Origin of the sequence: Candidatus Acetatifactor stercoripullorum, assembly GCF_944382095.1 — a bacterium.
GTDB classification, from domain to species: domain Bacteria; phylum Bacillota; class Clostridia; order Lachnospirales; family Lachnospiraceae; genus Acetatifactor; species Acetatifactor stercoripullorum.
The window spans coordinates 1-26,720 of the sequence record NZ_CALWMU010000029.1 but is presented as its reverse complement, the minus strand read 5'-3'; the positions used below and the strand labels follow the sequence as shown (position 1 = coordinate 26,720).

23 protein-coding genes and 1 riboswitch are annotated in these 26,720 nt (G+C 49.2%); of the genes, 19 read left to right on the top strand and 4 right to left on the bottom strand.

From position 1 onward, the window contains the following. The first annotated feature begins 1 nt into the window (after position 1). Positions 2-889, top strand: a complete 888-nt coding sequence (locus SHK35_RS09730; protein WP_318709630.1) for a leucine-rich repeat domain-containing protein — start codon at positions 2-4, stop codon at positions 887-889. A 98-nt stretch (positions 890-987) separates the two neighbouring features. Here SHK35_RS09730 and SHK35_RS09725 read toward each other — a convergent pair whose 3' ends face one another. Beyond that, complete coding sequence (locus tag SHK35_RS09725) at positions 988-1,131, bottom strand: hypothetical protein (protein ID WP_318703739.1); 144 nt, start codon at positions 1,129-1,131, stop codon at positions 988-990. Between the two features lie 228 nt (positions 1,132-1,359). Here SHK35_RS09725 and SHK35_RS09720 point away from each other — a divergent pair, with 228 nt between their 5' ends. Both SHK35_RS09720 and galE read left to right on the top strand, forming a co-directional pair. Further along, positions 1,360-2,586 carry a UTP--glucose-1-phosphate uridylyltransferase gene (locus SHK35_RS09720; RefSeq protein WP_318709629.1) on the top strand — a complete coding sequence of 409 codons (1,227 nt, stop codon included), beginning with the start codon at positions 1,360-1,362 and terminating at the stop codon, positions 2,584-2,586. Positions 2,587-2,707: 121 nt separating this feature from the next. Then, positions 2,708-3,727 (top strand): UDP-glucose 4-epimerase GalE, encoded by a 1,020-nt coding sequence (galE, locus tag SHK35_RS09715; RefSeq protein WP_318703743.1) that lies wholly within the window; start codon positions 2,708-2,710, stop codon positions 3,725-3,727. A gap of 64 nt (positions 3,728-3,791) precedes the next feature. Here galE and trhA read toward each other — a convergent pair whose 3' ends face one another. Then, positions 3,792-4,442, bottom strand: coding sequence for a PAQR family membrane homeostasis protein TrhA (trhA, locus tag SHK35_RS09710; RefSeq protein ID WP_318703744.1), 651 nt, complete (start codon positions 4,440-4,442; stop codon positions 3,792-3,794). A gap of 157 nt (positions 4,443-4,599) precedes the next feature. Further along, positions 4,600-4,869, bottom strand: a complete 270-nt coding sequence (locus SHK35_RS09705) for a hypothetical protein (protein ID WP_318709628.1) — start codon at positions 4,867-4,869, stop codon at positions 4,600-4,602. Positions 4,870-5,081: 212 nt separating this feature from the next. On the opposite strand from SHK35_RS09705, the gene SHK35_RS09700 reads away from it, so the two are divergent. From SHK35_RS09700 to SHK35_RS09680, 5 genes are all read left to right on the top strand, one after another. Further along, a complete protein-coding gene (locus SHK35_RS09700) occupies positions 5,082-5,729 on the top strand; it encodes a GTP pyrophosphokinase (RefSeq protein WP_318703748.1) in 648 nt (215 codons plus the stop codon). Positions 5,730-6,096: 367 nt separating this feature from the next. Next, entirely contained in the window at positions 6,097-6,630 is a 534-nt protein-coding gene (locus tag SHK35_RS09695; RefSeq protein ID WP_318703750.1) for a hypothetical protein, read from the top strand. Positions 6,631-6,656: 26 nt separating this feature from the next. Then, entirely contained in the window at positions 6,657-7,244 is a 588-nt protein-coding gene (locus SHK35_RS09690; protein WP_318709627.1) for a flavin reductase family protein, read from the top strand. Positions 7,245-7,253: 9 nt separating this feature from the next. Continuing rightward, positions 7,254-8,840, top strand: a complete 1,587-nt coding sequence (locus SHK35_RS09685) for an ArnT family glycosyltransferase (protein WP_318703752.1) — start codon at positions 7,254-7,256, stop codon at positions 8,838-8,840. Further along, on the top strand, positions 8,837-10,417 hold the full coding sequence (locus SHK35_RS09680) for an O-antigen ligase family protein (protein WP_318709626.1): 1,581 nt from the start codon (positions 8,837-8,839) through the stop codon (positions 10,415-10,417). Before SHK35_RS09685 ends, SHK35_RS09680 begins: the two co-directional genes overlap by 4 nt. Before the next feature lie 6 nt (positions 10,418-10,423). On the opposite strand, the gene SHK35_RS09675 is transcribed toward SHK35_RS09680, so the two are convergent. After that, positions 10,424-11,641 carry a DNA polymerase Y family protein gene (locus SHK35_RS09675; protein WP_318703756.1) on the bottom strand — a complete coding sequence of 406 codons (1,218 nt, stop codon included), beginning with the start codon at positions 11,639-11,641 and terminating at the stop codon, positions 10,424-10,426. A 126-nt stretch (positions 11,642-11,767) separates the two neighbouring features. On the opposite strand from SHK35_RS09675, the gene SHK35_RS09670 reads away from it, so the two are divergent. From SHK35_RS09670 to SHK35_RS09620, 11 genes are all read left to right on the top strand, one after another. Beyond that, a complete protein-coding gene (locus SHK35_RS09670) occupies positions 11,768-13,348 on the top strand; it encodes a M23 family metallopeptidase (protein ID WP_318709625.1) in 1,581 nt (526 codons plus the stop codon). 106 nt (positions 13,349-13,454) lie between these two features. Next, complete coding sequence (locus tag SHK35_RS09665; protein ID WP_318703760.1) at positions 13,455-14,747, top strand: UDP-N-acetylglucosamine 1-carboxyvinyltransferase; 1,293 nt, start codon at positions 13,455-13,457, stop codon at positions 14,745-14,747. 103 nt (positions 14,748-14,850) lie between these two features. Next, positions 14,851-14,954: riboswitch (SAM riboswitch) on the top strand. Positions 14,955-15,074: 120 nt separating this feature from the next. Further along, positions 15,075-16,262 carry a methionine adenosyltransferase gene (metK, locus tag SHK35_RS09660; protein WP_318709624.1) on the top strand — a complete coding sequence of 396 codons (1,188 nt, stop codon included), beginning with the start codon at positions 15,075-15,077 and terminating at the stop codon, positions 16,260-16,262. A 150-nt stretch (positions 16,263-16,412) separates the two neighbouring features. Beyond that, complete coding sequence (locus SHK35_RS09655; RefSeq protein ID WP_318709623.1) at positions 16,413-16,943, top strand: cysteine hydrolase family protein; 531 nt, start codon at positions 16,413-16,415, stop codon at positions 16,941-16,943. A 51-nt stretch (positions 16,944-16,994) separates the two neighbouring features. After that, on the top strand, positions 16,995-20,654 hold the full coding sequence (locus SHK35_RS09650) for a DNA polymerase III subunit alpha (protein WP_318709622.1): 3,660 nt from the start codon (positions 16,995-16,997) through the stop codon (positions 20,652-20,654). Between the two features lie 42 nt (positions 20,655-20,696). Next, positions 20,697-21,671 carry a 6-phosphofructokinase gene (gene pfkA, locus SHK35_RS09645; RefSeq protein WP_318703767.1) on the top strand — a complete coding sequence of 325 codons (975 nt, stop codon included), beginning with the start codon at positions 20,697-20,699 and terminating at the stop codon, positions 21,669-21,671. Positions 21,672-21,743: 72 nt separating this feature from the next. After that, entirely contained in the window at positions 21,744-22,532 is a 789-nt protein-coding gene (locus SHK35_RS09640) for a TrmH family RNA methyltransferase (RefSeq protein WP_318709621.1), read from the top strand. A 199-nt stretch (positions 22,533-22,731) separates the two neighbouring features. After that, positions 22,732-23,529, top strand: a complete 798-nt coding sequence (gene proC, locus SHK35_RS09635) for a pyrroline-5-carboxylate reductase (RefSeq protein WP_318703805.1) — start codon at positions 22,732-22,734, stop codon at positions 23,527-23,529. A 204-nt stretch (positions 23,530-23,733) separates the two neighbouring features. Continuing rightward, positions 23,734-24,813: a cell wall hydrolase gene (locus SHK35_RS09630; RefSeq protein ID WP_318703771.1), complete on the top strand. Its 1,080-nt coding sequence runs from the start codon at positions 23,734-23,736 to the stop codon at positions 24,811-24,813. A gap of 233 nt (positions 24,814-25,046) precedes the next feature. After that, positions 25,047-25,517 carry an NfeD family protein gene (locus tag SHK35_RS09625; RefSeq protein WP_318703773.1) on the top strand — a complete coding sequence of 157 codons (471 nt, stop codon included), beginning with the start codon at positions 25,047-25,049 and terminating at the stop codon, positions 25,515-25,517. A gap of 79 nt (positions 25,518-25,596) precedes the next feature. Then, entirely contained in the window at positions 25,597-26,520 is a 924-nt protein-coding gene (locus SHK35_RS09620; protein ID WP_318703775.1) for an SPFH domain-containing protein, read from the top strand. Positions 26,521-26,720 lie beyond the last annotated feature (200 nt).

Genomic DNA, 26,720 nt, shown 5'->3' with positions numbered 1-26,720 from the left:
AATGCAGGAAAAGGAGCTGGAAATTGCGGGCGGAAGTCTGCATTATGAAATTCGAGATGGGAAAATTGCAGTCACGGGCCTGGGTGGCGGGGCAAGCCAGGTGAGCGTGCCGGAGCGCATTGAGAATCTGCCGGTGGAGATCATACACAAGAGAGCCTTTTTGAGTAAAAAGAATTTGAGAAAAGTAATTTTGCCGGATACGATAAGGGAAGTAGGGGACTGGGCCTTTGCCTATTGCGATAGCTTAAGAGAGATTGCGCTGCCCCGCAGCTCCATCTCCTTTGGCAGATCGGCTTTTTTGGAGTGCGGTAATTTGAAGGAAATCAGCCCACGGGGCGCCGGGCGGGAGATTTCCCTTCTGCTGGCGGCGGCGGTTACCTCCCTTGAGGCATATTATCTGCTGGATATTTCTGAGGCAGGAAGCGGCGAATGGCTGGACAAATGGGATCAGAAGCTTTTTTCCCTGCTGTATTCGCCGGATGCAGAGGGGTATGCAAAACAGGTTCTGTGTGGGGAGGAGGATTACGGAAGCACGGATTTTGAGGCTTTTCTCAGGGAAAAGAGAAAGAAAAAGGTACGCCTTTGTACCTTGCGTCTGCTTTGCCCCACAGGCTTGTCTGATGAACGCAGGGAAAAGCTGGAGAGGTATCTTGCAGAGCATACAAAGGGCTGCGAGAGCGATGAGACCTGGCAGGTGGTGCTTTTGGAGCATGGAAATGACAGGGAATATTATAGTCTCTTTGCGCAGCTGGGCTGTCTTACGGAGGAAAATTTTCAGGCTGTTGTGGCGGATATCGGAGAAGACAAGCCGGAGATGAAGGCCTATTTTATGCGCTGGAAGGAAGAAAAGCTGGGGTATGGGGACTTTTTTGAAGAGCTGGAGCTTTAAGCAGGAAGCGATTTGCCAGTTAAATTTTTTCATGCAAAAAACGCCCGGAAAGCGGTGCGCCATGCACGAGCTCCGGGCGAAGTTTTGGATTTGAGACACTATTTTGTTATGGGAATGGAGTAGCGTATTCTGCGGTAAATTTTCCAAATAATGACGGCCGGGAAACTCACCGTCAAAAAAAGTGTGGAAAGAATGCCGGCAGCGCCGCCCACGATTGCTATAATCAGAATTCCAAGATTCATGTGAATACCACCTTTCCATGTTAATATCCTGCTCTTATACGTTCTGCTCTATCATAAAACATTTTGGGGAGCGGAAAAATAAAACCTCGCTTTTCTTAACAAAATCTTATCGCGGGACAGTCTGCTTTTGGGGCTTGGAAGTTACTTTTTGGTGGTTGGCGTTGCCTGCCCTGTGTTAATGGGTTATAATGGGAATTAAATCGAAGCAATAGGAAAAGGAGAACGGGTATGACACTGGAACAGGCCGGGGAAAAGCTGGCAAAATATGGACAGGAGCATCTTCTGAAATATTATGGGGAGCTTTCGGAAGAGGAGAAAGGGTCTTTGCTGAAGCAGATTGAAGAGACGGATATGGGAATTTTAGAGGCCTGTAAGCATAGGGAAGAGCTGACCAAAAAGGGTGTGATCACGCCCCTTGCCTCCATGCAGCTGGATGAGATTGAAGCAAACCGGGCAGGCTTTACCGCTGTGGGGATGGAGGCCATTCGTCAGGGACGGGTTGGAGCCGTGCTTTTGGCAGGGGGAATGGGTACCCGTCTTGGCTCGGATGACCCTAAGGGAATGTACAATGTGGGAATCACCAGGAAGCTGTATATTTTTGAATGCCTGATCAACAATCTGATGGAGGTGGTTCAAGAGTCGGGAACCTGGATTCACCTGTTTGTGATGACCAGCGAAAAGAACCATCAGGCTACCGTTTCTTTCCTGAAAGAGCATGAATATTTTGGATATCAGGAGGAATATGTGCACTTTTTCAAGCAGGACATGGCGGCGGCTACGGATTATCAGGGGAAAATTTACCTGGAGGCAAAGGGGCGGCTTTCCACTTCTCCCAACGGAAACGGCGGCTGGTTTACCTCTCTGAAAAGCAACGGACTGCTGGAACTGATACAGGAGCAGGGGATTGAATGGCTGAATGTTTTTGCGGTGGATAATGTGCTTCAGCGCATTGCGGATCCTTGCTTTATCGGGGCCGTTATACAGAAAAAATGTGTGGTGGGAGCCAAGGTGGTGCGCAAAAACGCTCCTGACGAAAAGGTGGGCGTGATGTGTCTGGAGGATGGAAGGCCCTCTATTGTGGAATATTATGAGCTTACGGAGGAGCTGATGAACGCCAGGGATGAAAACGGCGAGCCGGCCTACAATTTCGGCGTCATCCTGAATTATCTGTTCCACGAGCAGGAATTGGAGCACATGATGGCTTCCAGTATGCCTCTTCACATTGTGGAAAAAAAGATTCCTTATCTGGACGAGAACGGGGAGCTTAAAAAGCCCCAGGAGCCAAACGGCTATAAATATGAAACCCTTGTGCTTGATATGATTCATCAGCTGGACAGCTGCCTGCCCTTTGAGGTGGAAAGAAACAGAGAGTTTGCTCCCATCAAAAACAGGACGGGCATTGACTCTGTGGAAAGTGCAAGAGCGCTGCTGCAGGAAAACGGCGTGACACTGTAATTAACATTTTGACAGATTTTCATAACAAATGGATATTGAGGGAAACTGTTGTTTTTAGTAAGCTGAAAACAGAACAAAACAGGAGATTGCGCCCGCTTGGCGGGCAGAACAGGAGTGGATTATGAAGATTCTGGTAACAGGCGGAGCAGGCTTTATTGGCAGCCATACCGTTGTGGAGCTGCAGGAGGCAGGTTATGATGTGGCGGTGCTTGACAATCTGTGTAATGCCAGCGAAAAGGCTTTGCCCAGGGTGGAGGCCATCACCGGCAAGAAGGTTCCCTTCTACAAGGCGGACATTTTGGACAGGGAGGCCTTGGAGGAGGTTTTCTCCAAGGAGAAGGTGGATGCGGTGATTCACTTTGCGGGACTGAAGGCGGTGGGAGAATCCGTACAGAAGCCCTGGGAGTATTATGAAAACAATATTGCAGGAACTCTGACGCTGGTGGACGTTATGAGAAAGCATGGCGTGAAAAATATTATTTTTTCCTCCAGCGCAACTGTGTACGGAAATCCGGCTTTTGTGCCCATTACTGAGGAGTGCCCCAAGGGACAATGTACAAACCCCTATGGCTGGACGAAATCCATGCTGGAGCAGATTCTTACGGATATTCAGAAGGCGGACCCGGAGTGGAATGTGATCCTGCTGCGCTATTTTAACCCCATCGGAGCCCACAAGAGCGGAACCATCGGGGAGAACCCCAACGGCATTCCCAACAATCTGATGCCTTATATTACCCAGGTTGCAGTAGGCAAGCTCAAGGAGCTGGGCGTATTCGGAAATGATTACGATACCCCGGACGGAACCGGCGTGAGAGATTATATCCATGTTGTGGATCTGGCTAAGGGACATGTGAAGGCGCTGAAAAAGATAGAGGAGAAGGCCGGACTTAAGGTGTATAATCTGGGTACCGGCGTTGGATACAGCGTCCTTGACATTGTGAAGAATTTTGAGGAGGCAACGGGCGTAAAGATTCCTTATGTGATCAAGCCCCGCCGGGCGGGAGACATCGCTACCTGCTATGCAGATGCTGGAAAGGCTAAGGAGGAGCTTGGCTGGACGGCGCAGTATGGGATCAGAGATATGTGCGAGGATTCCTGGAGATGGCAGAAAAATAATCCCAACGGATACGATGATGAATAAATTATAAGAAATAAAAATCCCTGGAGAAGGCTTTTTCCCACAAATCTTCTCCAGGGATTTTTTATCAGGCCACATAGAGATACATAAAGATAAAATGGCAGATGCTGCCGCCCATCACAAACAGATGAAAGACCTCATGGGAGCCGAAGGACTTATGCTTTGCGTTAAAGATGGGGAGCTTCAATGCGTAAATGACGCCGCCTGCGGTATAGATAAGTCCACCGGCCAGAAGCCAGAGGAAACCGGTGAGGGGAAGCGTATGAAACAGTCTGCCGAATACCAGTACACAGACCCAGCCCATGGCAATGTAGATGACCGAGGAAAACCATTTAGGGCAGGTAATCCAGCAGGCTTTGATAATCATGCCTAAAAGTGCGATTCCCCATACAATGGCAAGCAGTGTATAACCGATTTCACCGCCCAGGACGATGAGGCATACCGGCGTATAGGAGCCTGCAATCAGCACAAAAATCATCATATGGTCCAGCTTGCGGAAAAGGCGCAGGCCTTTGCCGGAGAGATTTACACTGTGGTAGGCGGTGCTGGCCCCGTACAGCAAAATCATGCTTCCCATAAAAATTGCCATGGCGGCAAAATTTCGTCCTCCGGAACTGACTCCGGCCTTAACTAAAAGCGGAACGGCAGCAAACACAGCCAGCATCATTCCGATAAAATGCGTAAGCGCGCTTCCGGGCTCTCGAATTGTAATCTGCATAGGAACACCTCCGTTATGCTGTGTGGTTCTCTGATTATTGTAACCAGACACAGGATAAAAATACATGAAACAGTTATCCAAAGTATATTATGTAGTTTTCAAAACTATGTATTACAATAATGATAATACACTTGCATGGAGGAAATGTCAATAGATATCAGGAATCTTCTTCTATCACCTGAATTTCCAAATAGTCAAAATCAATATCCTCGATAAAATTATCCTGATTAAAACGAACCTTATTGTGACGCTTGAAATCCTTTACTGTTTTGTCCAGCCAGATGGGCTTGCCCAAGTCAAACTGGACGCATATTTCGTCCAGGGCCCGGAAAATTTTGTGAGTGCGGGTATCGGCGCTGCCGTCACAAATGCAGGTATCCTGCAGCATATGATTATCTTTAAAGGTTCTTGCCCATAAGCGAAACATAAATGGAACTCCTTTCAAAAACGTATTTTAGACAGTATAGCATGTCATAATATTTTTGTATATGTCATATATATACAAGGTACGGTTCTAAATATTATTGACAAATTTTCTTAAAAAAGGATTAATTATTTGTGAATATTATACATTTTTATCATGCTTTATGCTATACTGATTTTATAAAGGCAGAGAATTATAAAATAGAAGGAGCTAAAATGGAACTAAAGGTGGACAATGGAGAAGGCATTGACAGCTGGCAGGAGGTCATGCTTGTGTATAATGCTGCGCTGCGGCAGATAGAAACGAAAATGCAGATTCTGAATGATGAGTTTCAGCATGTTCATCAGTATAATCCCATAGAGCATATTAAGGTCAGGATCAAAACGCCGGAGAGCATCGTAAAGAAGCTGAAAAGAAATGGCTATGAGTCCACGATTGACAATATGGTAAAGTATATCAACGACATTGCAGGTATCCGCATTATCTGCTCCTTTACCTCTGATATCTACAGGATTGCGGACATGATAAGCGAGCAGAGGGATATCAAAGTGATTGCGGTAAAGGATTATATTACATATCCAAAGGCCAGCGGGTATAAAAGCTATCACATGATTGTTTCGGTGCCGGTGTATCTGTCCGACCGTATTGTGGACACAAAGGTGGAGATACAGATACGTACGGTAGCCATGGATTTCTGGGCCAGCCTGGAGCATAAAATCCATTACAAGTTTGAAGGGGACGCCCCGGAGCATATCAAGAACGAATTGGTGGAGTGTGCCAGAATGGTGTCGGATCTGGACGCCAGAATGCTTTCCCTGAACGAAGAGATTCTGGCCATCAGCCGGGAAAGAGAAAAGGAATAGCTCAGGCAGGAGTTTCTCTATTGCTGAAAGAAACAGCAGCCATAAAATGAGGAGTGCCCAGACACCTTTCGGTATCTGGGCTATTATGAAAAAATTTATCTATGTGTTATGCTGACATCAATGGCCATTTCCTTTGGCTACAAATAGAGTATAGCAATAAAATATGAACAAAATATGAACGGCATGTAAATTATTGGTTAATGTAACAAAAACATATAGTGAATTGAAGATTTTCGTATGCAGTTTGCACAAAAAGCGGTTTCTGTTGTCAGAAAACTGAAAAAATGATAAAATGTTCCTATGTAATGCAGACACCACGGATACTTATATTCGAAACATGGCAGGTGGATAATTCGGAGGGAAATGAATGGATATGTTTATGGATAAGCTGGCACAGAAGCTGACTGCACAGGAAATGATTAAGGCGAATACTGCGGCGGATACGGAAGAGCTTAATCGTCTGAAGGATCGTCTTAAGGAGTATAACGATTGTCTGGACCGTCTTAAGGCGATCGTGGAGGAAGGAGATGCAAGGCTTAAGGAGTCAAAGTCGGACAGCGGGCAGGTCGCCCGGCTGGTGGATGAAGCCATTCAAAAAATTCATGAAATAAAACAGGATTCCGAAGCTCTTGAGGAATGGAAGGCCGAGTTTGTGGAAAAACTGGAGGGAAGCGGCGAAGGCGTGCACCGGGAGTGCGTGAAGGTTTACCGCAACGTACAGGCTGTGGTAGTGGAGGAATCCGCAAAGCAGACGGAGGGTCTTGACCGGCTCAGTGACACTGTGGGAAAAGCTTCCGGAAAGCTGAATGCAGTATTGGGAATTTCCATTGCAGCCCTTGTGCTGTCCCTTGGAAGCGTGGTTGTGCAGGTGATGAATCTGCTGAATTTTAAATTCTTCTAAAAAGTTTTCATGCGAAGGGAAAAATGATGGCAAAAGAGATTTGGAAGCCGGGGAATATGCTGTATCCATTGCCGGTGGTTATGGTCAGCATGGCGGATCAAAGCGGCAGAGCCAATATTATAACGCTTGCCTGGGTGGGAACAATCTGCACAAATCCTCCCATGTTGAGCATTTCCGTGCGCCCGGAACGCTATTCCTATCCGATTTTGCGGGACACCGGAGAATTTGTGGTAAATCTGACTACCAGGGGACTGGTTTTTGCTACAGATTACTGTGGCGTTAAGAGCGGCAGGGATGTGGATAAATTTGAGGAGCTTAAGCTGACAAAGGCGGATGCGGCTTATGTGAAAGCGCCTATGATCGGAGAGAGCCCTGTGAATATTGAGTGCAGAGTCAGGCAGGTGAAGCCCTTAGGCTCTCATGATCTGTTTCTTGCAGACGTGCTGGCGGTGCACGCAGATGAGAAATATATGGATGAGGGGCGAAAATTTCATCTGGAGAAGGCGGAACCCATTGTCTATTCCCACGGCGCTTATTTAAGCTGTGGGGAGCAGCTGGGAACCTTCGGCTACAGTGTGCGCAAAAAGCAGAAAGGAAGCCGCCGCAGTGGCTGAGGGCAGGTTATGAAAAAAAAGGAACGTTGGTTGTTTTGGGGAATTTTGCTGGGGGCAGTATTGGTGCGCTGCATCCGCTTTGGAAGTGTGCCGGATGGAGTGAACCAGGATGAGGCCATGGCGGCAGTGGATGCGCTTGCGTTGTCGGAGTATGGCACGGACCGTTACGGTATGTTTCTGCCGGTGCATCTCGAGGCGTGGAAATACGGTCAGATGAGCGCGCTGCTGTCCTATTGCATGATTCCCTTTATCCGTATTTTCGGATTCCACATAGTGTCTGTTCGTCTGCCGCTTTTGCTTGCCAGCTGCGGCTCTCTTGTGTTGATGTACCTTATCGGGAAAAAAATGTATGGCAGGATCTTTGGCCTTATGGCTATGGCGCTTACCGCTGTAAATCCCTGGCATTTTATGCAGAGCCGCTGGTCCTTGGACTGCAATCTTTTTCCTCATGTCTTTTTGCTGGCTCTCTACCTTTTGCTTTGTGGTCTGGAAAAAAGGAGATATCTGTATCTCTCCATGTTTTTTTTCGGCCTTACCTTTTACTGCTATGGGATTGCAGCTTATTCTGTGCCTCTCTTTCTTGCGGTATTTGCCGCATGGTGCTTGTGGAAGAAACAGCTTGGGCTGAGGGAGGTTCTTTTGTGCGTTCCGATTTTTGTGATGACGGCTCTTCCGGAGATATTGGTGCTGTTGATCAACGCCCTTGGCCTGCACACCATTGAGACTCCTTTTTTTACTATGGGATATTTCCCGGAGAGCATCCGCAGCGGAGACATTTTACTTTTAAATTTTTCCTTTGCACAGCTTTGGAAAAATATAGTATCCATGATAAGTGCGGTATTTTTGCAGCTGCCTGACCTGATCTTTAATGCCATTCCTGCTTTTGGCCCACTGTATCATATTTCCATTCCATTTGTTTTTCTGGGAACAGGGGTGTTTACCAGAGACCTTTTTCGGGAAAGGGATTTATTGAAAAAAACCCGTATGCTGGGAATCTGGGGAGCTCTTCTTATGGGAATCTGGATTGGACTGGTGACATTTGAGGTGAATATTAACCGCATCAATGTTATTTTTTTCCCCCTCATTTTTTTGTGCTGCTATGGTATCCGCTTTGCAGTTTCCAGGGTAAAAAAGCTTAAGCCTGTGATTGCAGCGGTCTACGCAGTCTGCGCAGCTGCCTTTTTTTCGGTATATTTTACCTGGTTTGCCCAGGAGAGCCGCTATTACTATTACGGAGACTTTCTGGCGGCAGTGCAGGAGGCGGATGCCATGGAGGAATATGACCATCTTTATATTACGGGAGAGCTGGGAGTACAGTTTAATCAAACCAGTGCAGAAGTGCTGACGCAGTTTGTGTGTAAAATAGATTCGGCCTATTATAGGGGGGAAACGGATGTGACGGGAGGCAGAAGGCTTGCGCCATACCAAGAGAGATATCATTTTGTGGATTTGAGTTATCCCCTGGAGGCTGATCCGGAGGGACTGTATGTGCTTCATGAATCAGAGCTTTCCCAAATTCCCTTTGCCTATTCTGTGGAAGGGGAGCAGGGAAGCTATGTAATTGTCACAGGAAAGGAAGCGGGAGATAGATTTTGAAAGCCTGGTTAAAAAGATATCAAATGGAGATATGGTATGCCCTATGTTTTCTTATGCTGGGATGGATTGACCAGAGACGGGGAAGCGCCGTGGGAGAGGTGCAGATGATTTTTGCAAATCTCACAGGGCCTGTGGTGGTACTGCTGCTTTTTCCTTCCCTGAAAAAAGAGTTTTTCCGATGGAGAGGCTTCTTTCTATGGCTGGGCGCCTCTGCTGTCCTTGGGACCGCAGCCTGCGTCATAGGGGATAATTACTGGAGATATACGGGACAGTGGTATACGGTGGTGCTTAATATCGCTTTGATTGCCGGACTTTTGTTATATCTGGTATGGAACCGCAGGAGTCTGGCGGAAGGAAAGCGCTTGAACAGGACGTGCTTTTTTTTGGTCATGCTGCTGCTTGTGCTTATGACGGTGTCCGTGCATGAAAGCTTTTGGCCTCTCTGGTTCCTGGGACTTTTCGGAGCCTTTTATCTGATTGGAATCCCTGACGGAAAGGAAAGGAGCTTTCTTTTGGGGATGCTTTGGGGATTCATTTTGTGGTTTTTTATTCAGCAGACTGTGGCGTTTGGATTCAGACCCTACGACTATGTGCGGTATAGGGGAATGTACTCCGGCGAAACGCAGAATGGCCTTTTCTATCTGACGATTTTCTGTGCTTTTTTGTGTTTGTGGCTTTACCTTACGGAAAAAAAGGTGTCTGGGTGGAAAAGGGTTCTCTGCTTTCTGCTGGCCGGAGGCTGCGTGAGCTTTATTTTCCTCACAGGAGGACGCTCCGCTCTCACAGGGGCTTTTGCGGCAGGCGCAGTGGGGCTCATAGGCTATGATATTCTGTTTCGAAAAAGCTTCCGCCACTGGCTGGTGCAGGGAGCGGCTCTTTTGGCCTGTGTGGTTGTGCTTCTGCCTGTTGTGTATGGCTGTGTGAGATATCTTCCGGTGATACTTCATCATCCCATATGGTTTGAGGGAGAGTACAATCCGGATACCAGCGTGCATTCCTATGACCCTTGGAACAGCGAGCGCTACATTACCTTTGAACAGGTGATAGACAACAATGTGGGAAGAGTGCTGCAGATGCTGGGGATTGATCTGAACATGGCAGAAGGAGGTGTAAGGCTGTCAACTCCCTTAACCCTGCAGGCGAGGGCGGCTGAGAGCACACAGCCGGGGAGCAGTCCTGAGAACCCGTTTATGCTGGAGGGCACGGACACGAAAAGCTCGATCAGTATTCGCAAGACCATATACGCTTATTATGCTTCCCACCTGAATTGGACGGGGCATACCAGCCAGGAATCCGGATTTTATATGACGGAAAAGCATTTCTACGGGCATGCCCATAATATGTTTTTACAGTTCGCCTATGATTATGGTATTTTGGCGGGGGCTGTATTTTTGATCTGGAATGTGTACTGCCTGCTCCGCCTTTTGAACAGGCGCGATATGACCGGGCTTTGCTGCGCAGTGTTTCTTATGGCCATATTTTTGTTTGGCTTTACGGAAATGACTGTGGTGCCGGGACAGATCACATTGGTGCTGCTGTTTATTCTGTATTATTTCGGCATGCAGAAGAAACGGTGAGGAAGGCTACCTTTCTTGGGAGCTGTCTGGGGAGTCTAAAAGACTCCCCCTTTTTACGGCATCATTTCCGTAGCGTTTCCGGATGCTGTCCAAGGCGGCGTCCAGCCGCTTTTGCTTTTCCGATACCGGGGAGGCATAGTCGAACAGGCTCAGCTGTACAGGCTCGCCTTCCTCCACAAGCTTTGCGGTGCGCACCCCCAAAAGGCGGATGGGAGTGCCGTCCCAGAGCTCGTCGAACAGACGGCTGGCCTCTTTGTAAATCACATCCGTGGAAGCGCTTGGAATTTCCAGGAGCGTTTGATGGGAGACGTTTCGGAAGGTATTATATTTGATCTCCGTACAGACCAGGCCTGCCAGCTGATGAGAGGCGCGAAGCCTCCTTCCCACGGACTCTGAGAGGGAGAGCAGAACCTTATGGGCCTCTTCACTGGTCAGTGCATCCTCTGCAAGGGTGGTGGAATTTCCTACGCCTTTCAGCTTTGCGGGTTCGGAGAGCACCTCAGAATCATCCCATCCGTTTGCATAATTCCAAAGGGTCAGACCGTGGCTTTTTAAGTGGGCCTCTAAAATGTCAGGATCAGCCTGGGCAAGATCGCCGATGGTGAGTATGCCCAGCTTTTTCAAGGTTTCCTGGCTGGAGCGGCCGCACATAAACAGACGGGAAACGGGAAGGGGCCACAGCTTTTTTTGGATTTCCCAGGAATACAGGGTGTGCACCAGATTTGGCTTTTTAAAGTCGGAGGCCATCTTGGCAAGCACCTTTTTGTCTGATATGCCGATATTCACTGTAAAATCAAATTTTGCGAAAATCGTATCCTTGATATAGGCTGCGGCAGCTTCCGGAGAGGTATATTTACCGGCTATGGGGGTATAATCCATATAGCATTCATCAATGCTGACCTGCTCAATATCCGGACAGATTCCCGAGAGGAAATCCATGAGAAGCAAGCTCATGTGTTCGTAAAGCGCATGGTCGGGAGGTACATTTACCAGGTGCGGGCATTTGCGGAAGGCGTTGACGATGGGCTCTCCCGTCACAATGCCGTAGGCCTTTGCAGGTATGGATTTGGCTAAAACCACGCCGTGGCGCCTGCTCATATCTCCGCCTACAATAGAGGGAATCAGACGAAGGTCCACATCGCTTCCCTCCCGCAGGCGGGCTAAGGAAGTCCAGCTTAAATAAGCGGAGTTTACGTCAATATGAAAAATAATGTGGTCTGCCATAAAATAACCTCCGGTGTGCTTTTGCTTCCAGTATAGCACAATCTTCCCTTTACAAGGAAAATAAATGCTGATAGAATAAATCTGTTACAAAATTATTAAATGCCGATTTCTGGAATTGGAAAACCTATGAAAAAGCTTACACAATATCATAAAAAACTGAAATTTACATATGTTAAGATTACAGTGCTTACACTGTTTTGCTGTACCTTCTTTTTAAAAGGCTATACCCTGTTGGAAAAATCGGGAGAAAATTTGTTCCACGTTTTTATCAACAATGTGGAGATTGGGACCACGGGTGATGCAGCGTCAGCCCAGACTCTTTTGGCCCAGGCCCGCAGAAATATTGCTTCCGAAAGTGAAGAGCTGACTTTTATTGACGCGGAGATGACCCTGGAGGGAGAAGAAGTCCTGTGGGGAGAAGTAGACAGCGAAAAAGAGCTGCTAGCCAAAATGGAGGAGGCCCTCCGCGGTCATATCTGTCAGACCATGCAGAGATCCTATACTATGAAGGTCAATGAATACATGGTCAATCTTTCCAGCGCGGAAGAGGTAAGGCAGCTTTTGCAGGCAGCCATTGACAAATATGACAGCTCAGGCAATTTTCAGGTGGAGCTGGTGCACGATACGGAAAGGGAATTCAGCGTGCTGACCACCAATATTGTGGATTTGTCCGAACAGGAAAGCGCCCAGGATGAGGCTTCTTATTCTGAGGGAGGCGTACAGACCTTGATTTCCCAGCTGGGAGCGGACGTGGATACCGGTGAGGAGATGGATTTTTCAGACTACGAGCTGGGTGTTCTGCAGGTGGACTTTGCCGAAGAGGTGGAGGTGGTGGAGGCGTACCTTCCCGAGAGCCAGCTGACCGATCTGGCGACTGCCATTGAAGAGGTAACCAAGGACCAGGAGACTCCAGGGGAGTATGAAGTAGTGGCCGGGGACACCCTCTCGGAAATTGCCATTAAGGTCAATATCCCCATGGATCAGATCATAGAGATGAACAGCGAGATGCTGGAGGATGAAAATTCCACCATCAGAGTAGGGGACAAGCTTGTGATTACGGTGCCGGAGCCGGAGCTGTCTGTGGAGCGTATAGAGCAGAATTACTATGAGGAGAGCTATGATGCGGATGTGGTCTATGTGGACAACGACAGCTGGTATACCAACCAGACCCAGGTGCTGCAGCAGCCTTCCGCAGGCTTTAGAAAGGTAGTGGCGGATGTCTCTTATCTAAACGAAAATGAGACGTCCAGGGAAATTCTAAAGGAAGAAATTGTTCTGGAAGCTGTTCCGAAGATTGTGGAGAGAGGAACCATTGTGCCGCCCACCTATATCAAGCCCATCTCAGGCGGGCGCCAGACCTCTGGCTTTGGCCGCAGGAGCGCGCCTACCAGAGGCGCGAGCACCTATCATAAGGGCATTGACTGGGCAGTTCCCACCGGAACGGCGGTTTTTGCATCCTGTGGAGGAACGGTTGTAAAGGCCGGCTGGGGAAGCGGCTACGGATATGTGGTTTATATCGACCATGAGGACGGACGCCAGACCAGGTACGCCCACCTGAGCAGAGTTCTGGTGAATGTGGGAGAGACGGTAGAGCAAGGGGAGCGGATAGCCCTGAGCGGAAATACCGGCGTCAGCACCGGCCCTCATCTTCACTTTGAAATTTTGATTAACGGCACCCAGGTAAATCCTTTAGATTATCTGGAATAGGGGAGTCTCCCGGTGCCGGGGAACACCCATTCTATTTACAAACGCGGCAAAATGTGGTATAAGTGCTTAGTAGAGTGACCATAACCATGCTAAGAGGTAATCATAGATGGAACAATACGCAATAAAGGGCGGGAATCCATTAGTGGGAGAGGTTGAGATAGGAGGCGCCAAAAACGCGGCGCTTCCTATTCTTGCTGCTTCCGTTATGACGGACGAAACCGTATATATAGAAAATATGCCGGACGTACGGGATACAAACGTACTGCTTAAGGCAATGCAGAATATCGGCGTGATGATCAAGCGCCGGGACCGCCACAGTGTGGCGCTGAATGCCTCCAATGTCAATAATCTTGTGGTGGAGGATGAAAATATCAAAAAGATCAGGGCGTCCTATTATCTGATCGGGGCTCTTTTGGGAAAGTATAAGCGCGCGCAGGTGGCCCTTCCGGGAGGCTGCGACATCGGCTGCCGGGCCATTGATCAGCATATTAAGGGCTTTCGGGCGCTGGGGGCGGATGTGCGCATTGAGCACGGACTGATCAAAACCAGGGCGGACAGATTGGTGGGAAGCCATATTTATATGGATGTGGTCAGCGTAGGAGCTACCATTAATGTAATGATGGCTGCTACCATGGCAGAGGGAATGACCATCATTGAGAATGCAGCGAAGGAGCCCCATGTGGTAGATCTGGCCAACTTTTTAAACAGCATGGGGGCCAATATCAAGGGCGCCGGAACGGATGTGATCCGCATCAAGGGGGTGAAGCATCTGCACGGCACGGAGTACGCCATCATTCCCGACCAGATTGAAGCGGGCACCTTTATGTTTGCGGCGGCGGTGACGAAAGGGGATGTGACTGTAAAGAATGTGATTCCCAAGCATTTGGAGTCTATCACTGCAAAGCTTCTGGAAATCGGCTGCGAGGTGGAGGAGGCGGACGACTGTATTCGTGTGGTTGCCTCCAAGCCCTTAGTGCACACACAGGTAAAAACGCTGCCATACCCGGGATTTCCCACGGATATGCAGCCCCAGATCACGGTTGCCCTGGGGATGTCCAGAGGAACCAGCATTGTCACGGAAAGCATATTTGAGAATCGGTTTAAATATGTAGACGAGCTCACCAGAATGGGAGCAAGCATTAAGGTAGAGGGAAACACTGCCATTATCGATGGTGTGGAAAAATATACCGGAGCCAGCATTTCCGCTCCGGACCTGCGGGCGGGCGCTGCCCTTGTGATTGCCGCCCTGGCCGCTGAGGGTTACACCCTGGTGGACGAGATTCACTACATTGAGCGGGGCTATGAGGACTTTCATCTGAAGCTCCAGAGCCTGGGAGCACAGATAGAAATGGTGGAAAGTGAAAGAGATTACAGCAAGTTTAAGCTGAAAACAGGCTGAGGATATAGTATGTGCCTGTCAGCAGAAATTTTTATTGACAAAGCAGCATATTCATAGTAGAGTAGGCTTATAAACAGGTTAACCAAATAAAACAAAATAGTTTCTCTTATTCAGAGCTGGTGGAGATACATAGGATCGATGAAGCCACGGCAACCCCTTGTAAAAGGAAGGTGCCCACCTGAGCGAGTGAATTTCGAACAATAAGAGGATGAGGTGCACGAAATCAAGTCCGCTTATTGCAAGCGGACTTTTTTATGCGCAAATGAGCACAAAAACAATATTTTGAGGTTCTGCCGGATATTTTGGCAGAACGGAAACGGAGGAAAAATGGAAAAACGCTTATTTACATCAGAATCAGTTACGGAAGGGCATCCCGACAAAATCTGCGACGCGGTTTCAGACGCTGTACTGGATGCGCTGCTTGAGCAGGACCCCTTCAGCCGGGTAGCCTGCGAGACCTGTACCAATACAGGCTTTGTCCTGGTGATGGGGGAGGTTACTTCCAAGGCTGTCATTGACATTCCCGCCATTGTGAGAAAAACGGTTACGGAGATCGGCTATGATTCCTCAGAGAAGGGCTTTGACGGCAATACCTGCGCTGTGATGGTGTCCCTGGACAAGCAGTCCCCGGATATCGCCATGGGCGTGGACCGGGCCCTTGAGGTCAGAGAAAGCCAGATGAGCGACGCGCAGCTGGACGCTGTGGGTGCGGGAGACCAGGGCATGATGTTTGGCTATGCGGTAAACGAGACGCCGGAGCTGATGCCTTATCCTATTTCCCTTGCCCACAAGCTGGTGCGTCAGCTGACCAAGGTGCGCAAGGATGGAAGCCTTCCCTATCTGAGACCGGATGGAAAAAGCCAGGTTTCTGTAGAATATGATGAAAACGGAAGACCTTTTCGCCTGGAGGCTGTGGTTTTGTCAACACAGCATGATGATAAGGTGACCCAGGAGCAGATTCACGAGGATATCCGCAAATATGTGCTGGACCCTGTGCTTCCCGGGGAGATGGTAGATAAGGATACCAAATTCTTTATCAATCCCACAGGCCGCTTTGTGGTCGGCGGTCCCAATGGAGACAGCGGATTGACTGGACGAAAGATCATTGTAGATACCTATGGCGGTTATGGACGCCATGGCGGCGGCGCCTTCTCCGGAAAGGACTGTACCAAGGTGGACAGAAGCGCCTCCTATGCCGCTCGTTATGTGGCTAAGAATCTGGTTGCGGCCGGGCTTGCGGACAAATGTGAAATTCAGCTCTCCTATGCCATCGGCGTGGCACATCCCACCTCTATCATGGTGGACACCTTTGGAACGGGAAGGCTGAGTGATGAGAGACTGGTGGAGATCGTAAGGGAAAACTTTGACCTTCGCCCGGCGGGGATTATAAAAATGCTGGATCTGCGCCGTCCTATTTACAAGCAGACGGCTGCCTACGGACATTTCGGGAGGGATGATCTGAACCTTCCCTGGGAAAAGACCGATAAGGTGGAGCTATTGAAAAAATATTTATAAGGGTTTTGAGGGGCTGTTGCCAAAGCGGATCGATGATCTGCCAAAGCAGCAGCCCCATTATTATTTTTGACGAGAGAAGGGATTTGTGGTATTTTTAAGGAGAAACATATCCAAATGGAGTGATTTTTGGCGGCAGAGAAAGGAAGCGCTATGGAAAGACAGTATTTGATTGTGATAGATATGCAGAAGGACTTTGTAGACGGAGCCCTGGGAACAAAAGAAGCACAGGAGATTCTTCCCAGAGTAGAAGAGAAGATTCAAAATTTTCCGGGAACGGTTATTTATACCAAGGACACCCATGACAGAAATTATCTGTCCACACAGGAGGGGAAGCATCTGCCGGTGGAGCACTGCATCAAGGGAACGGCAGGCTGGCAGCTTGCAGGCGGGCTGGAAGAGATGTGTCAAAAAAGCAAAGCCCAGGTCTATGAGAAGGATACCTTCGGCTGTGTCAGGCTGGCTGCGGATATGCTGGCAAGGCATAAGGTAAACCCCGTTGCTTCCATCGAATTAGTGGGAGTCTGTACGGATATCTGCGTGGTTTCCAATGCACTGCTGCTAAAGGCCTTCCTGCCGGAGGTGGAAATCTGTGTGGATGCTTCCTGCACGGCAGGCGTGACGAAGGAGAGCCACGAGGCGGCTCTGGATACCATGAGGAGCTGTCAGATACAGGTGAGGTGACTTCTGCCAGAAGCAATCAGCGCAAAAAAATAGGATGAAAGGAGCAGCGGTATGGCATTTGCACATCTTCACGTCCACACAGAATACTCTCTGCTGGACGGTTCCAACAAGATAAAGGAGTATGTCTCCCGGGTAAAGGAGCTTGGCATGAACAGCGCCGCCATAACGGACCATGGCGTGATGTATGGCGTAATTGACTTTTATAAGGAAGCAAAAGCGGCGGGCATCAAGCCGATTATCGGTTGTGAGGTTTATGTGGCTCCAAACTCCAGATTTGACAAGGAGCTTACGGGCGGAGAGGACCGCTATTACCATTTGGTGCTTCTGGCGGAGAATAATACGGGCTATGCCAATCTGATGAAGATTGTAAGCCGCGGCTTTACGGAGGGCTATTATTATAAGCCCCGGGTGGATATGGAGCTTTTAAACCAGTTTCATGAAGGGATTATTGCCCTTTCCGCCTGTCTGGCCGGGGAGGTGCAGCGCAATCTGGTAAAGGGCCAGAGAGAGGAAGCGAAGAAGGCCGCGAAAAAATATGAGGACTGCTTTGGGAAAGGCAATTTCTTCCTGGAGCTGCAGGATCATGGGATTCCGGAGCAGCGGCTTGTGAACACGGAGCTGTTAAAGCTGAGTAAGGAGCTGGATATTCCTCTGGCGGCCACAAACGATGTTCACTATACCTACGCCCAGGATGCAGATTCCCATGACATTCTGCTGTGCCTGCAGACCGGGAAAAAGCTGGCGGATGAGGACAGAATGCGCTATGAGGGCGGACAGTATTATGTGAAGAGTGAGGAGGAGATGAAGGCTTTGTTTCCCTATGCCTGGGAGGCTGTGGAGAACACCCAGGCTATTGCGGACCGCTGCAATGTGGAAATCGAATTTGGAGTGACAAAGCTGCCCAAATATGAAGTGCCAGAGGGATATGATTCCTGGTCTTACTTAAATAAGCTCTGCGACGAGGGACTTTCAGAACGCTACGGCGACGGCAGCAGGCTTGCGGGAGACACGGGACAGACGCTGCGGGAGCGCCTTGACTATGAGCTTTCTGTAATCCGCACCATGGGCTATGTGGACTATTTCCTCATTGTGTGGGATTTTATCAACTATGCCAGAAATAACGGCATACCTGTGGGGCCCGGACGGGGGTCCGCGGCGGGGAGCATTGTGTCCTACTGCCTGAAAATTACCAATATTGATCCTATAAAATATAATCTGCTCTTTGAGCGGTTCCTCAACCCGGAGCGTGTGTCCATGCCAGATATCGATATTGACTTCTGCTTTGAACGCAGGCAGGAGGTAATCGATTATGTGGGCAGGAAATACGGCTCTGACAAGGTGGTGCAGATCGTCACCTTTGGTACGCTGGCGGCCAAGGGTGTGATCCGGGATGTGGGGAGGGTGATGGACCTGCCCTATGCCTTTGTGGATTCCATTGCCAAGATGGTGCCCAACGAGCTGAACATCACCATAGACCGGGCGCTGGAGATGAATCCGGAATTTAGGAAGCTGTATCATGAGGACGAGCAGGTGCATTATCTCATTGATATGTGCAAGCGTTTGGAGGGGCTGCCAAGACACACCTCCATGCACGCTGCGGGAGTGGTGATCTGCCAGAAGGCGGCGGAGGAATTTGTGCCCCTTTCCAGAGGGGCCGACGGCTCCATCACTACCCAGTTTACCATGACTACGCTGGAAGAGCTGGGGCTTTTAAAGATGGATTTTCTGGGGCTTCGGACCCTGACGGTGATTCATGACGCCGTGGAATTTGTGGAGAAAACCACGGGACAGCATATTGATATTGATCATATTGATTACGATGATCCCAAGGTGCTTGCCTCTATCGGCACAGGAAAAACGGAAGGCATTTTTCAGCTGGAGAGCGCCGGCATGAAAAACTTTATGAAGGAGCTTCGTCCCCAGAGCCTGGAGGACATTATCGCAGGAATCTCTCTGTACCGGCCGGGCCCTATGGATTTTATCCCCAAATATATCAAGGGCAAGAACAACCACAGTGCGGTGGCTTATTCCTGTCCCCAGCTGGAGCCTATTCTGGCCCCCACCTACGGCTGTATTGTCTATCAGGAGCAGGTGATGCAGATTGTGAGGGATCTGGGGGGATATACCCTGGGGCGCAGCGACCTGGTGCGCCGGGCCATGAGCAAGAAGAAGCAGTCCGTCATGGAGAAGGAGAGAGCCAATTTCATCTATGGCAATGAGGAGGAAGGGGTTCCCGGGTGTATTGCGAACGGCATCAGCGAGCAGACTGCAGGACAGATTTATAATGATATGATGGACTTCGCCAAGTACGCCTTTAATAAGTCCCATGCGGCCTGCTATGCGGTGGTTTCCTATCAGACGGCCTACCTGAAATATTATTACCCGGTGGAATTTATGGCGGCTCTTTTGACCTCTGTCATCGACAATCCCAAAAAGGTCTCGGAATATATTTTGACCTGCAGAAGTATGGGGATTGAACTTCTTCCGCCGGATATCAATCAGGGGGAGGCTGGCTTTTCTGTTACGGGAGGAAAGATACGCTATGCCCTGACTGCAATTAAGAGTGTGGGACGTCCTGTGATCGAGGGGATCGTGCAGGAGAGAAAGGAGAGAGGGCCCTTCACAAACCTGAAGGATTTTATTACCCGCATGGCGGATAAGGATATGAATAAGCGCGCCATTGAGAATTTCATTAAGGCGGGAGCCCTTGACAGCCTGGGCGGAACCAGAAAGCAGTTTATGAGTGTGTATGTGCAGATTTTAGACCACATAACCAAGGATAAGAAGAGCAATCTGGCAGGGCAGATTTCCTTGTTTGACATTGCATCGGAGGAAACCAAGGAGGAATTTGACATCCGTATGCCGGATGTGGGGGAATATCCTAAGGAAATGCTCCTTGCCTTCGAAAAAGAGGTGCTGGGCATTTATATCAGCGGGCATCCTTTGGAGGAATACCAGAAGCTTTGGGAGCAAAATATTACCAACACCACCAATGACTTTGCCCTGGATGAGGAAACAGGAGCGGTGAGGGTTACAGACCAGGCTTCAGCAGTGATTGGCGGACTGATTGCAGACAAGACCATAAAATATACGAAAAATGATAAGGTGATGGCCTTTCTCAATATAGAGGACCTGGTGGGAACTGTAGAGGTTGTGGTATTCCCCAGGGATTATGAAAAATACTCCGCACTGCTTATGGAGGACGGCAAGGTCTTTGTGAAAGGGAGGGTGTCCTTAGAGGAGGAAAAGGACGGAAAGCTGATCTGCGAACAGATCGTATCCTTTGCGGATGTGGAACGGGACGGCAGCCTTCTTGGCAGAGGCCGCAGCGGCTATGGAGCGGCAAAGGACGGGGGCGGCAGAGCCGGACGGCCTTATGCGGAAAGGGATCGTAGGACAAGGCCTTACGGGGGAGCTGCCCGGACCCCGGGAGAGCCGCTTCGGAAGGTGCCAAACGGTGTGTGGGTGCAGTTTCCGGATGAGGAAACCTATGTGAGACGGGAAGGGGAGTTACTCTCCGCCATTGCCGATTCGGATGGGAATGATGATGTGGTCATTTTCCTGCGAAGCACCCGGGGCTTTAAAGTCCTTCCACCCAACCTGAGGGTGAATTGGGACGAAGAGCTGAAAGAAAGGCTGGATACCTTGTTTGGACAGGAAAATGTTAAATTTCTAACGAAACCTATTGAAAACCGTCAGGAAATAGATTAAAATAAATGATCAGAGGAAAGGATTACTTTAGGAGGTAACGGCATGGCAAATGAAATTAAGACGATTGGCGTCCTGACCAGTGGAGGAGACGCTCCTGGCATGAACGCCGCAATACGTGCGGTGGTTCGTACGGCCATTGCGAGAGGTATCAAGGTAAAGGGAATCAAGAAGGGCTATCAGGGTCTTTTAAATGAAGAGATTATAGATATGGAAGCGCGCAATGTTTCCGACATTATCCAAAGAGGCGGTACAATTCTGGGAACGGCACGCTGTCTGGAATTCAAAACACCGGAGGGGCAGCAGAAGGGCGCTGAAATCTGCAAAAAGCATGGGATCGACGGCATTGTGGTCATCGGAGGAGACGGCTCCTACAGAGGAGCGCAGGCCTTGTCCAGATTGGGCGTCAACACCATAGGACTTCCGGGCACCATTGACCTGGACATTGCCTGTACAGAGTATACCATCGGCTTTGACACTGCGGTAAACACGGCAATGCAGGCCATCGACAAGGTAAAGGACACCTCCTCCTCTCATGAGAGATGCAGTATCATCGAGGTAATGGGAAGAAATGCCGGATATATCGCACTCTGGTGTGGCATAGCAAATGGTGCGGAGGATATTCTGCTTCCGGAAAAATATGATTTTAACGAACAGAACATCATTAACAATATCATTAATAACCGGAAAAGAGGGAAAACCCATCACATTATCATCAATGCAGAGGGCATCGGACATTCCACATCCATGGCCCGGAGAATAGAGGCTGCCACAGGTATTGAGACCAGAGCCACCATATTGGGCTATATGCAGCGTGGAGGCAGTCCCACTGCAAAGGATCGATATTATGCGTCCATTATGGGCGCTTATGCGGTAGATGTGCTTCTGGAGGGCAAAACCAACCGGGTGGTTGGTTATCAGCACGGCGAGTTTGTTGATTTTGATATTGAGGATGCGCTGAACATGGAAAAGGGCATTAACGAGTATCAGTTTGAGATAGCCCATTTACTGGCTGTTTAAGGACAAAGTTAGGATAAAGCGGTTCTGCTTTTAAAGGCGGACCGCTTTTTTAAAGACGCAGGGAAAAGAAAAATGATCACAAGCAGTGCAAACGCAAAAGTAAAGCAGATCGTACAGTGGCAGAGTAAGGCAAAGGAACGCAGGCAGGCAGGGGTGTTTACGACAGAGGGCTTTAAAATGTTTGAGGAAGCCCCTGCAGACGACATAAAAGAGGTATTTCTGTCACAGGATGCCTTGGAGCGGGCAAAGGGAAACTCATTTATATGGAAGAAACTGCAGCAGACAGGATACGAGACGGTTTCCTCCAATGTATTTGCCAAGATGTCGGATACCCAGTCTCCTCAGGGAATGTTGACAGTTTTGAGACAGCCCAAATATGATATAGAGAATATTTTAAAGAAGGGCAATCCGCTGCTTTTGGTGGTGGAGGACTTACAGGATCCCGGGAATCTTGGAACCATGTTTCGGACCGGTGAGGGAGCTGGAATAACGGGTGTTATTATGAGCTCCGACACTGTGGATATTTTTAATCCCAAGGTAGTCCGGGCCACTATGGGGTCCATTTACAGAGTGCCCTTTGTGTATGCCGGAGATTTGAGGAATGCTGTCAATGATCTGCATAAAAATGGGATTGCAGTCTATGCCGCGCATCTGGAAGGGGAGACCTATTACAACAGGCTTTCCTTTCGGGAACCTACAGCCTTTCTCATCGGCAACGAGGGGAAGGGACTGCGGAGGGATACGGCGAAGCTGGCAGATTCCTATGTAAAGATTCCCATGGAGGGGAGGGTGGAATCCCTCAACGCTGCCGTTGCAGCGGCTCTTTTGCTGTATGAGACCCACAGACAGAGACATGTGTAATGCTTTACGTAAATGGAGACTTAAGCTGTGAAAAGAATGGAGATCAGTGTGAAAAATCACACTGATGTGCTGATTTTTCACACGGCTTATTTGTGCCGAAGCGTCACAAATAAGCCGTGATGCGACAATAGAAATCGCCTGCGCGAATTTCTATTGCGCGATTCCTACGCTACGCTTCGGAATGGAGATGAGTGTGAAAATGAAAATAGGATTTATCGGACTGGGAAATATGGCATGTGCCATGATCGGCGGTATGCTGGCAAAGAATGCGGCGCAGCCGGAGGATATGATAGGCTCGGCTAAAACCAGGGAAACCAGGGAAAGGGTAAGAGAAAAATATCATATCTTGGTGGCTGAGACCAACAGGGAAGTGGCGGAGAAAGCGGACATTTTATTTTTAGCAGTAAAGCCTGTATTCCTGCCGGAGGTAATTGCGCAGATCAAGGATGCTGTGTGGGAAGAAACGTTGATTGTGAGCATTGCCGCAGGAAAGGACCTGCGTTATCTGTCGGAGGCTTTCGGACGACCGGAGCTTAAAATAATCCGCTGTATGCCAAACACCCCGGCTCTGGTACTGGAGGGCTGCACAGGCGTCTGTGCGGGAGAGAATGTGACGGAAGAAGAGCTTTCACAGGTGTTAAGCTTGATGCGCTCCTTTGGACGGGCCAGTGTGGTGCCGGAACGCCTGATGGATGTGGTGGTAGGCGTAAGCGGCAGCGCTCCTGCGTATGTGTTTCTGTTTATCGAGGCCATGGCCGACGAGGCGGTGGCGGAGGGTATGCCAAGAAACCAGGCTTATGAATTTGCTGCCCAGGCCGTTTTGGGAAGCGCGCGGATGGTGCTGGAAACCGGCAGACATCCTGGAGAGCTGAAGGATATGGTGTGTTCGCCGGGCGGCACTACCATCCAGGCGGTGAAGGTATTAGAGGAAAAGGGCCTGCGCGCCGCTGTGATGGATGCCATGGAGGCATGTATCCAAAAATCCCGGGATATGTAGTCCTGGCAAGGCTTTGTCAATGGATGTTTAAAGTGTTGCAGCTTGGAAGGGAAAAACAGGAAAATAAAATCATAAAACATTGACTTGACAAAAAAAAAAGCTTCTGCTATGATAACCTGCGTAACAAATTTAACAAATCTGTAATAAATTAGTTAAAAAAGTGATATATTTTTTAACGGTTCAAATTTGTTGGAGGTAAAGAAAATGGCAGGAAGCAAAAGGCTGCTTGTGGGGCTTGCAGGATTTGCGGTATCCGTATCCCTGCTTGCACAGACAGGCATGACCGTACAGGCTGGCAGCTCAGATAATTACCTGGATGAAATAAGCGGAGGCGTAGCGGCCATATTGGATCCCGGCGCAACAAATACGACGGAGCTTTTAAACGCTACGGCAAAGGAATTAAACTTAAATCTCACTGCAGACGAGGAAAAATCCACCCTGGTTATGGCCAACGTGAAAAATACTCTGAACGTGAGAAGTGAAGCCAGCGAAGAGGCCGAAAAGGTCGGAATGCTGTACAAGGACTGCGGAGGCACCATTCTGGAAAGAAAGGATGGCTGGACCAAGCTGCAGTCGGGAAACATCATTGGCTGGGCGAAGGATGAATATCTTCTGTTTGACGAGGAGGCAGAAGCCCTGGCAAACGATGTGGGAAAGATGATTGCAACCATTGCAGACACAGAGACTGTGAGAGTGAGAACACAGCCCAATACAGAGGCCTCCACACTGGGTCTGCTTCCCAAGGGAGAGATCGTGGAGGTTTTGGAAAACCGGGAGGATGGATGGGTCTGCATTGACTATAACGGAGAAGACGGCTATGTATCTGCAGAGTTTACAGCCCTGGATTTTCAGATTGATGCGGGTGAGACCATGGAAGAGATTAAAGCCAGGGAAGCAGCCGAGCAGGAGGCAAAGCGCCATGTCAACTACGGCGAATATACAACGGATGCGGACACTACCATGCTTTTGGCTGCCCTGATTCAATGTGAGGCAGGGGGCGAGAGCTACGAAGGCCAGCTTGCGGTTGGCGCAGTGGTTATGAACCGTGTGAGAAGCGGCGCATACCCCGACAGCATCCATGGTGTGATTTACGCTTCCGGCCAGTTTACGCCTGCCATGAGCGGTAAACTGAACCGTGTATATGAATCCGGCAATATTTCCGCAAGCTGTATTCAGGCGGCGGAGGACGCCATAGCCGGCAACTCCAACGTAGGAGACCTGACACATTTCCGGCGGAACAATGGCCGCGACGGTCTGGTGATCGGCAATCATGTATTTTACTAAGGTCAGCATAAAATAAAAAGGCGAGAGCATTCTGCGGAATAGAGTATTCTGCGAAATGCTCTCATTTTTTTCCAAAAGTGCAGAGATGTCCGTGAATGAACGATAAAACTTCTATCGTGCCAGAAAAAGAATTGCCAGCAGGGGGAATTTGTAGTAAACTGAATTCATAGTTTAAAAGAAAAAAGACAGGTGACAATAATAAGACCTGGCACTATGGAAAAGGGAGCGATTGCATGAATGAAATGTTGATTCTGTGGCTGGTTTTGCTGATTCTTTTCATCGGCATTGAGGCGGCTACCCTGGGGCTTACCACCATCTGGTTTGCAGGGGGAGCGCTTGTGTGCATTGTTGCGGCTGCGTTTCAGGCGCCTGTGTTTGTGCAGGTGATTCTGTTTTTTGTGGTATCCTTGCTTTTGCTGTATTTTACCAGGCCTGTGGCGGTAAAGTATTTTAACAAAGACCGGGTGAGAACCAACGTGGAAAGTCTGGTGGGCAGACAGGGAATTGTAATCAGTGAGATTGATAATCTCCAGGGAATCGGCCAGATTACCGTAGGCGGACAGGAGTGGAGTGCCAGAAGCGTTGACGACGGGACGGCGATTCCTGTTGGGGCAGTGGTGGATATTATGGCCATCAGCGGCGTCAAGCTGATTGTGCGGCTGGATCCGCAGATGGAGCAGACCCAGGCAGAATCAGGAGAATGAGGCGGAGCATTTTTCAAAGCAAAACAAAAGAAAGTATAAGGGGGTGCCGATACCCTGACGGCACAGAAGGAGGTAGTATATGATTATTTTAATTGTACTGGTGGTTTTAATTTTGCTGATTTTGGTATCCTGTATCAAGATCGTGCCCCAGGCACAGGCCTTTGTGGTGGAGCGTCTGGGCGCTTACCAGGGAACCTGGTCTGTGGGTTTTCACCTGAAGGTGCCTTTTATTGATAAAGTGGCAAGGAAGGTAAACTTAAAGGAGCAGGTTGCGGATTTCCCTCCACAGCCGGTAATCACCAAGGATAACGTCACCATGCGGATAGATACGGTTGTATTTTATCAGATTACGGATCCCAAGCTGTTTACCTACGGGGTGGAGAATCCCATGATGGCCATTGAAAATCTCACGGCCACCACTCTGCGGAATATTATTGGTGATCTGGAGCTGGATCAGACCCTGACCTCCAGAGAGACCATCAACACGAAGATGAGAGCGGCACTGGACATTGCCACAGACCCCTGGGGCATCAAGGTAAACCGGGTGGAGCTGAAAAATATCATCCCTCCCGCTGAGATTCAGAACGCCATGGAAAAACAGATGAAGGCGGAGAGAGAAAGAAGAGAGGCAGTTACCAGAGCAGAGGGCGAAAAGAAGGCCAGTATTCTGGTGGCAGAGGGTGAAAAGGAGTCTGCGATTCTGCGCGCCGAGGCGGAGAAGCAGTCAGCTATTTTAAAGGCGGAGGCAGAGAAAGAAAAAATGATCCGCGAGGCAGAAGGCCAGGCGGAGGCAATTCTCAAGGTACAGCAGGCCAATGCAGACGGTATCCGTATGCTGAAGGAAGCAGGCGCAGACGAGGCGGTGCTGAAGATGAAGAGTCTGGAAGCATTTGAGAAGGTTGCGGACGGCCGTGCCACCACCATTCTGCTTCCTGCACAGCTGGAGGGCATTGCAAGCCTTGCATCTGCATGGAAGGAGACCGCAAACCAAATTCAGCCTTAAAAACGTATAAAACGTGCGCCGCAGGCGCACTGAGAAACCGCGTTTGGCTTTCCGGTAATTGGGAAGGCCTGCGCGGTTTTTCCTTGAAAAGAAGCCATTGTGAAAAAAAACATCCTGTGATAGAACCTGACTTTGGGAGTTAAACTGTAAAATATGGTGCTAAGCCACAGATTAAAACCTATGGCTTAGCATTTTTTTAA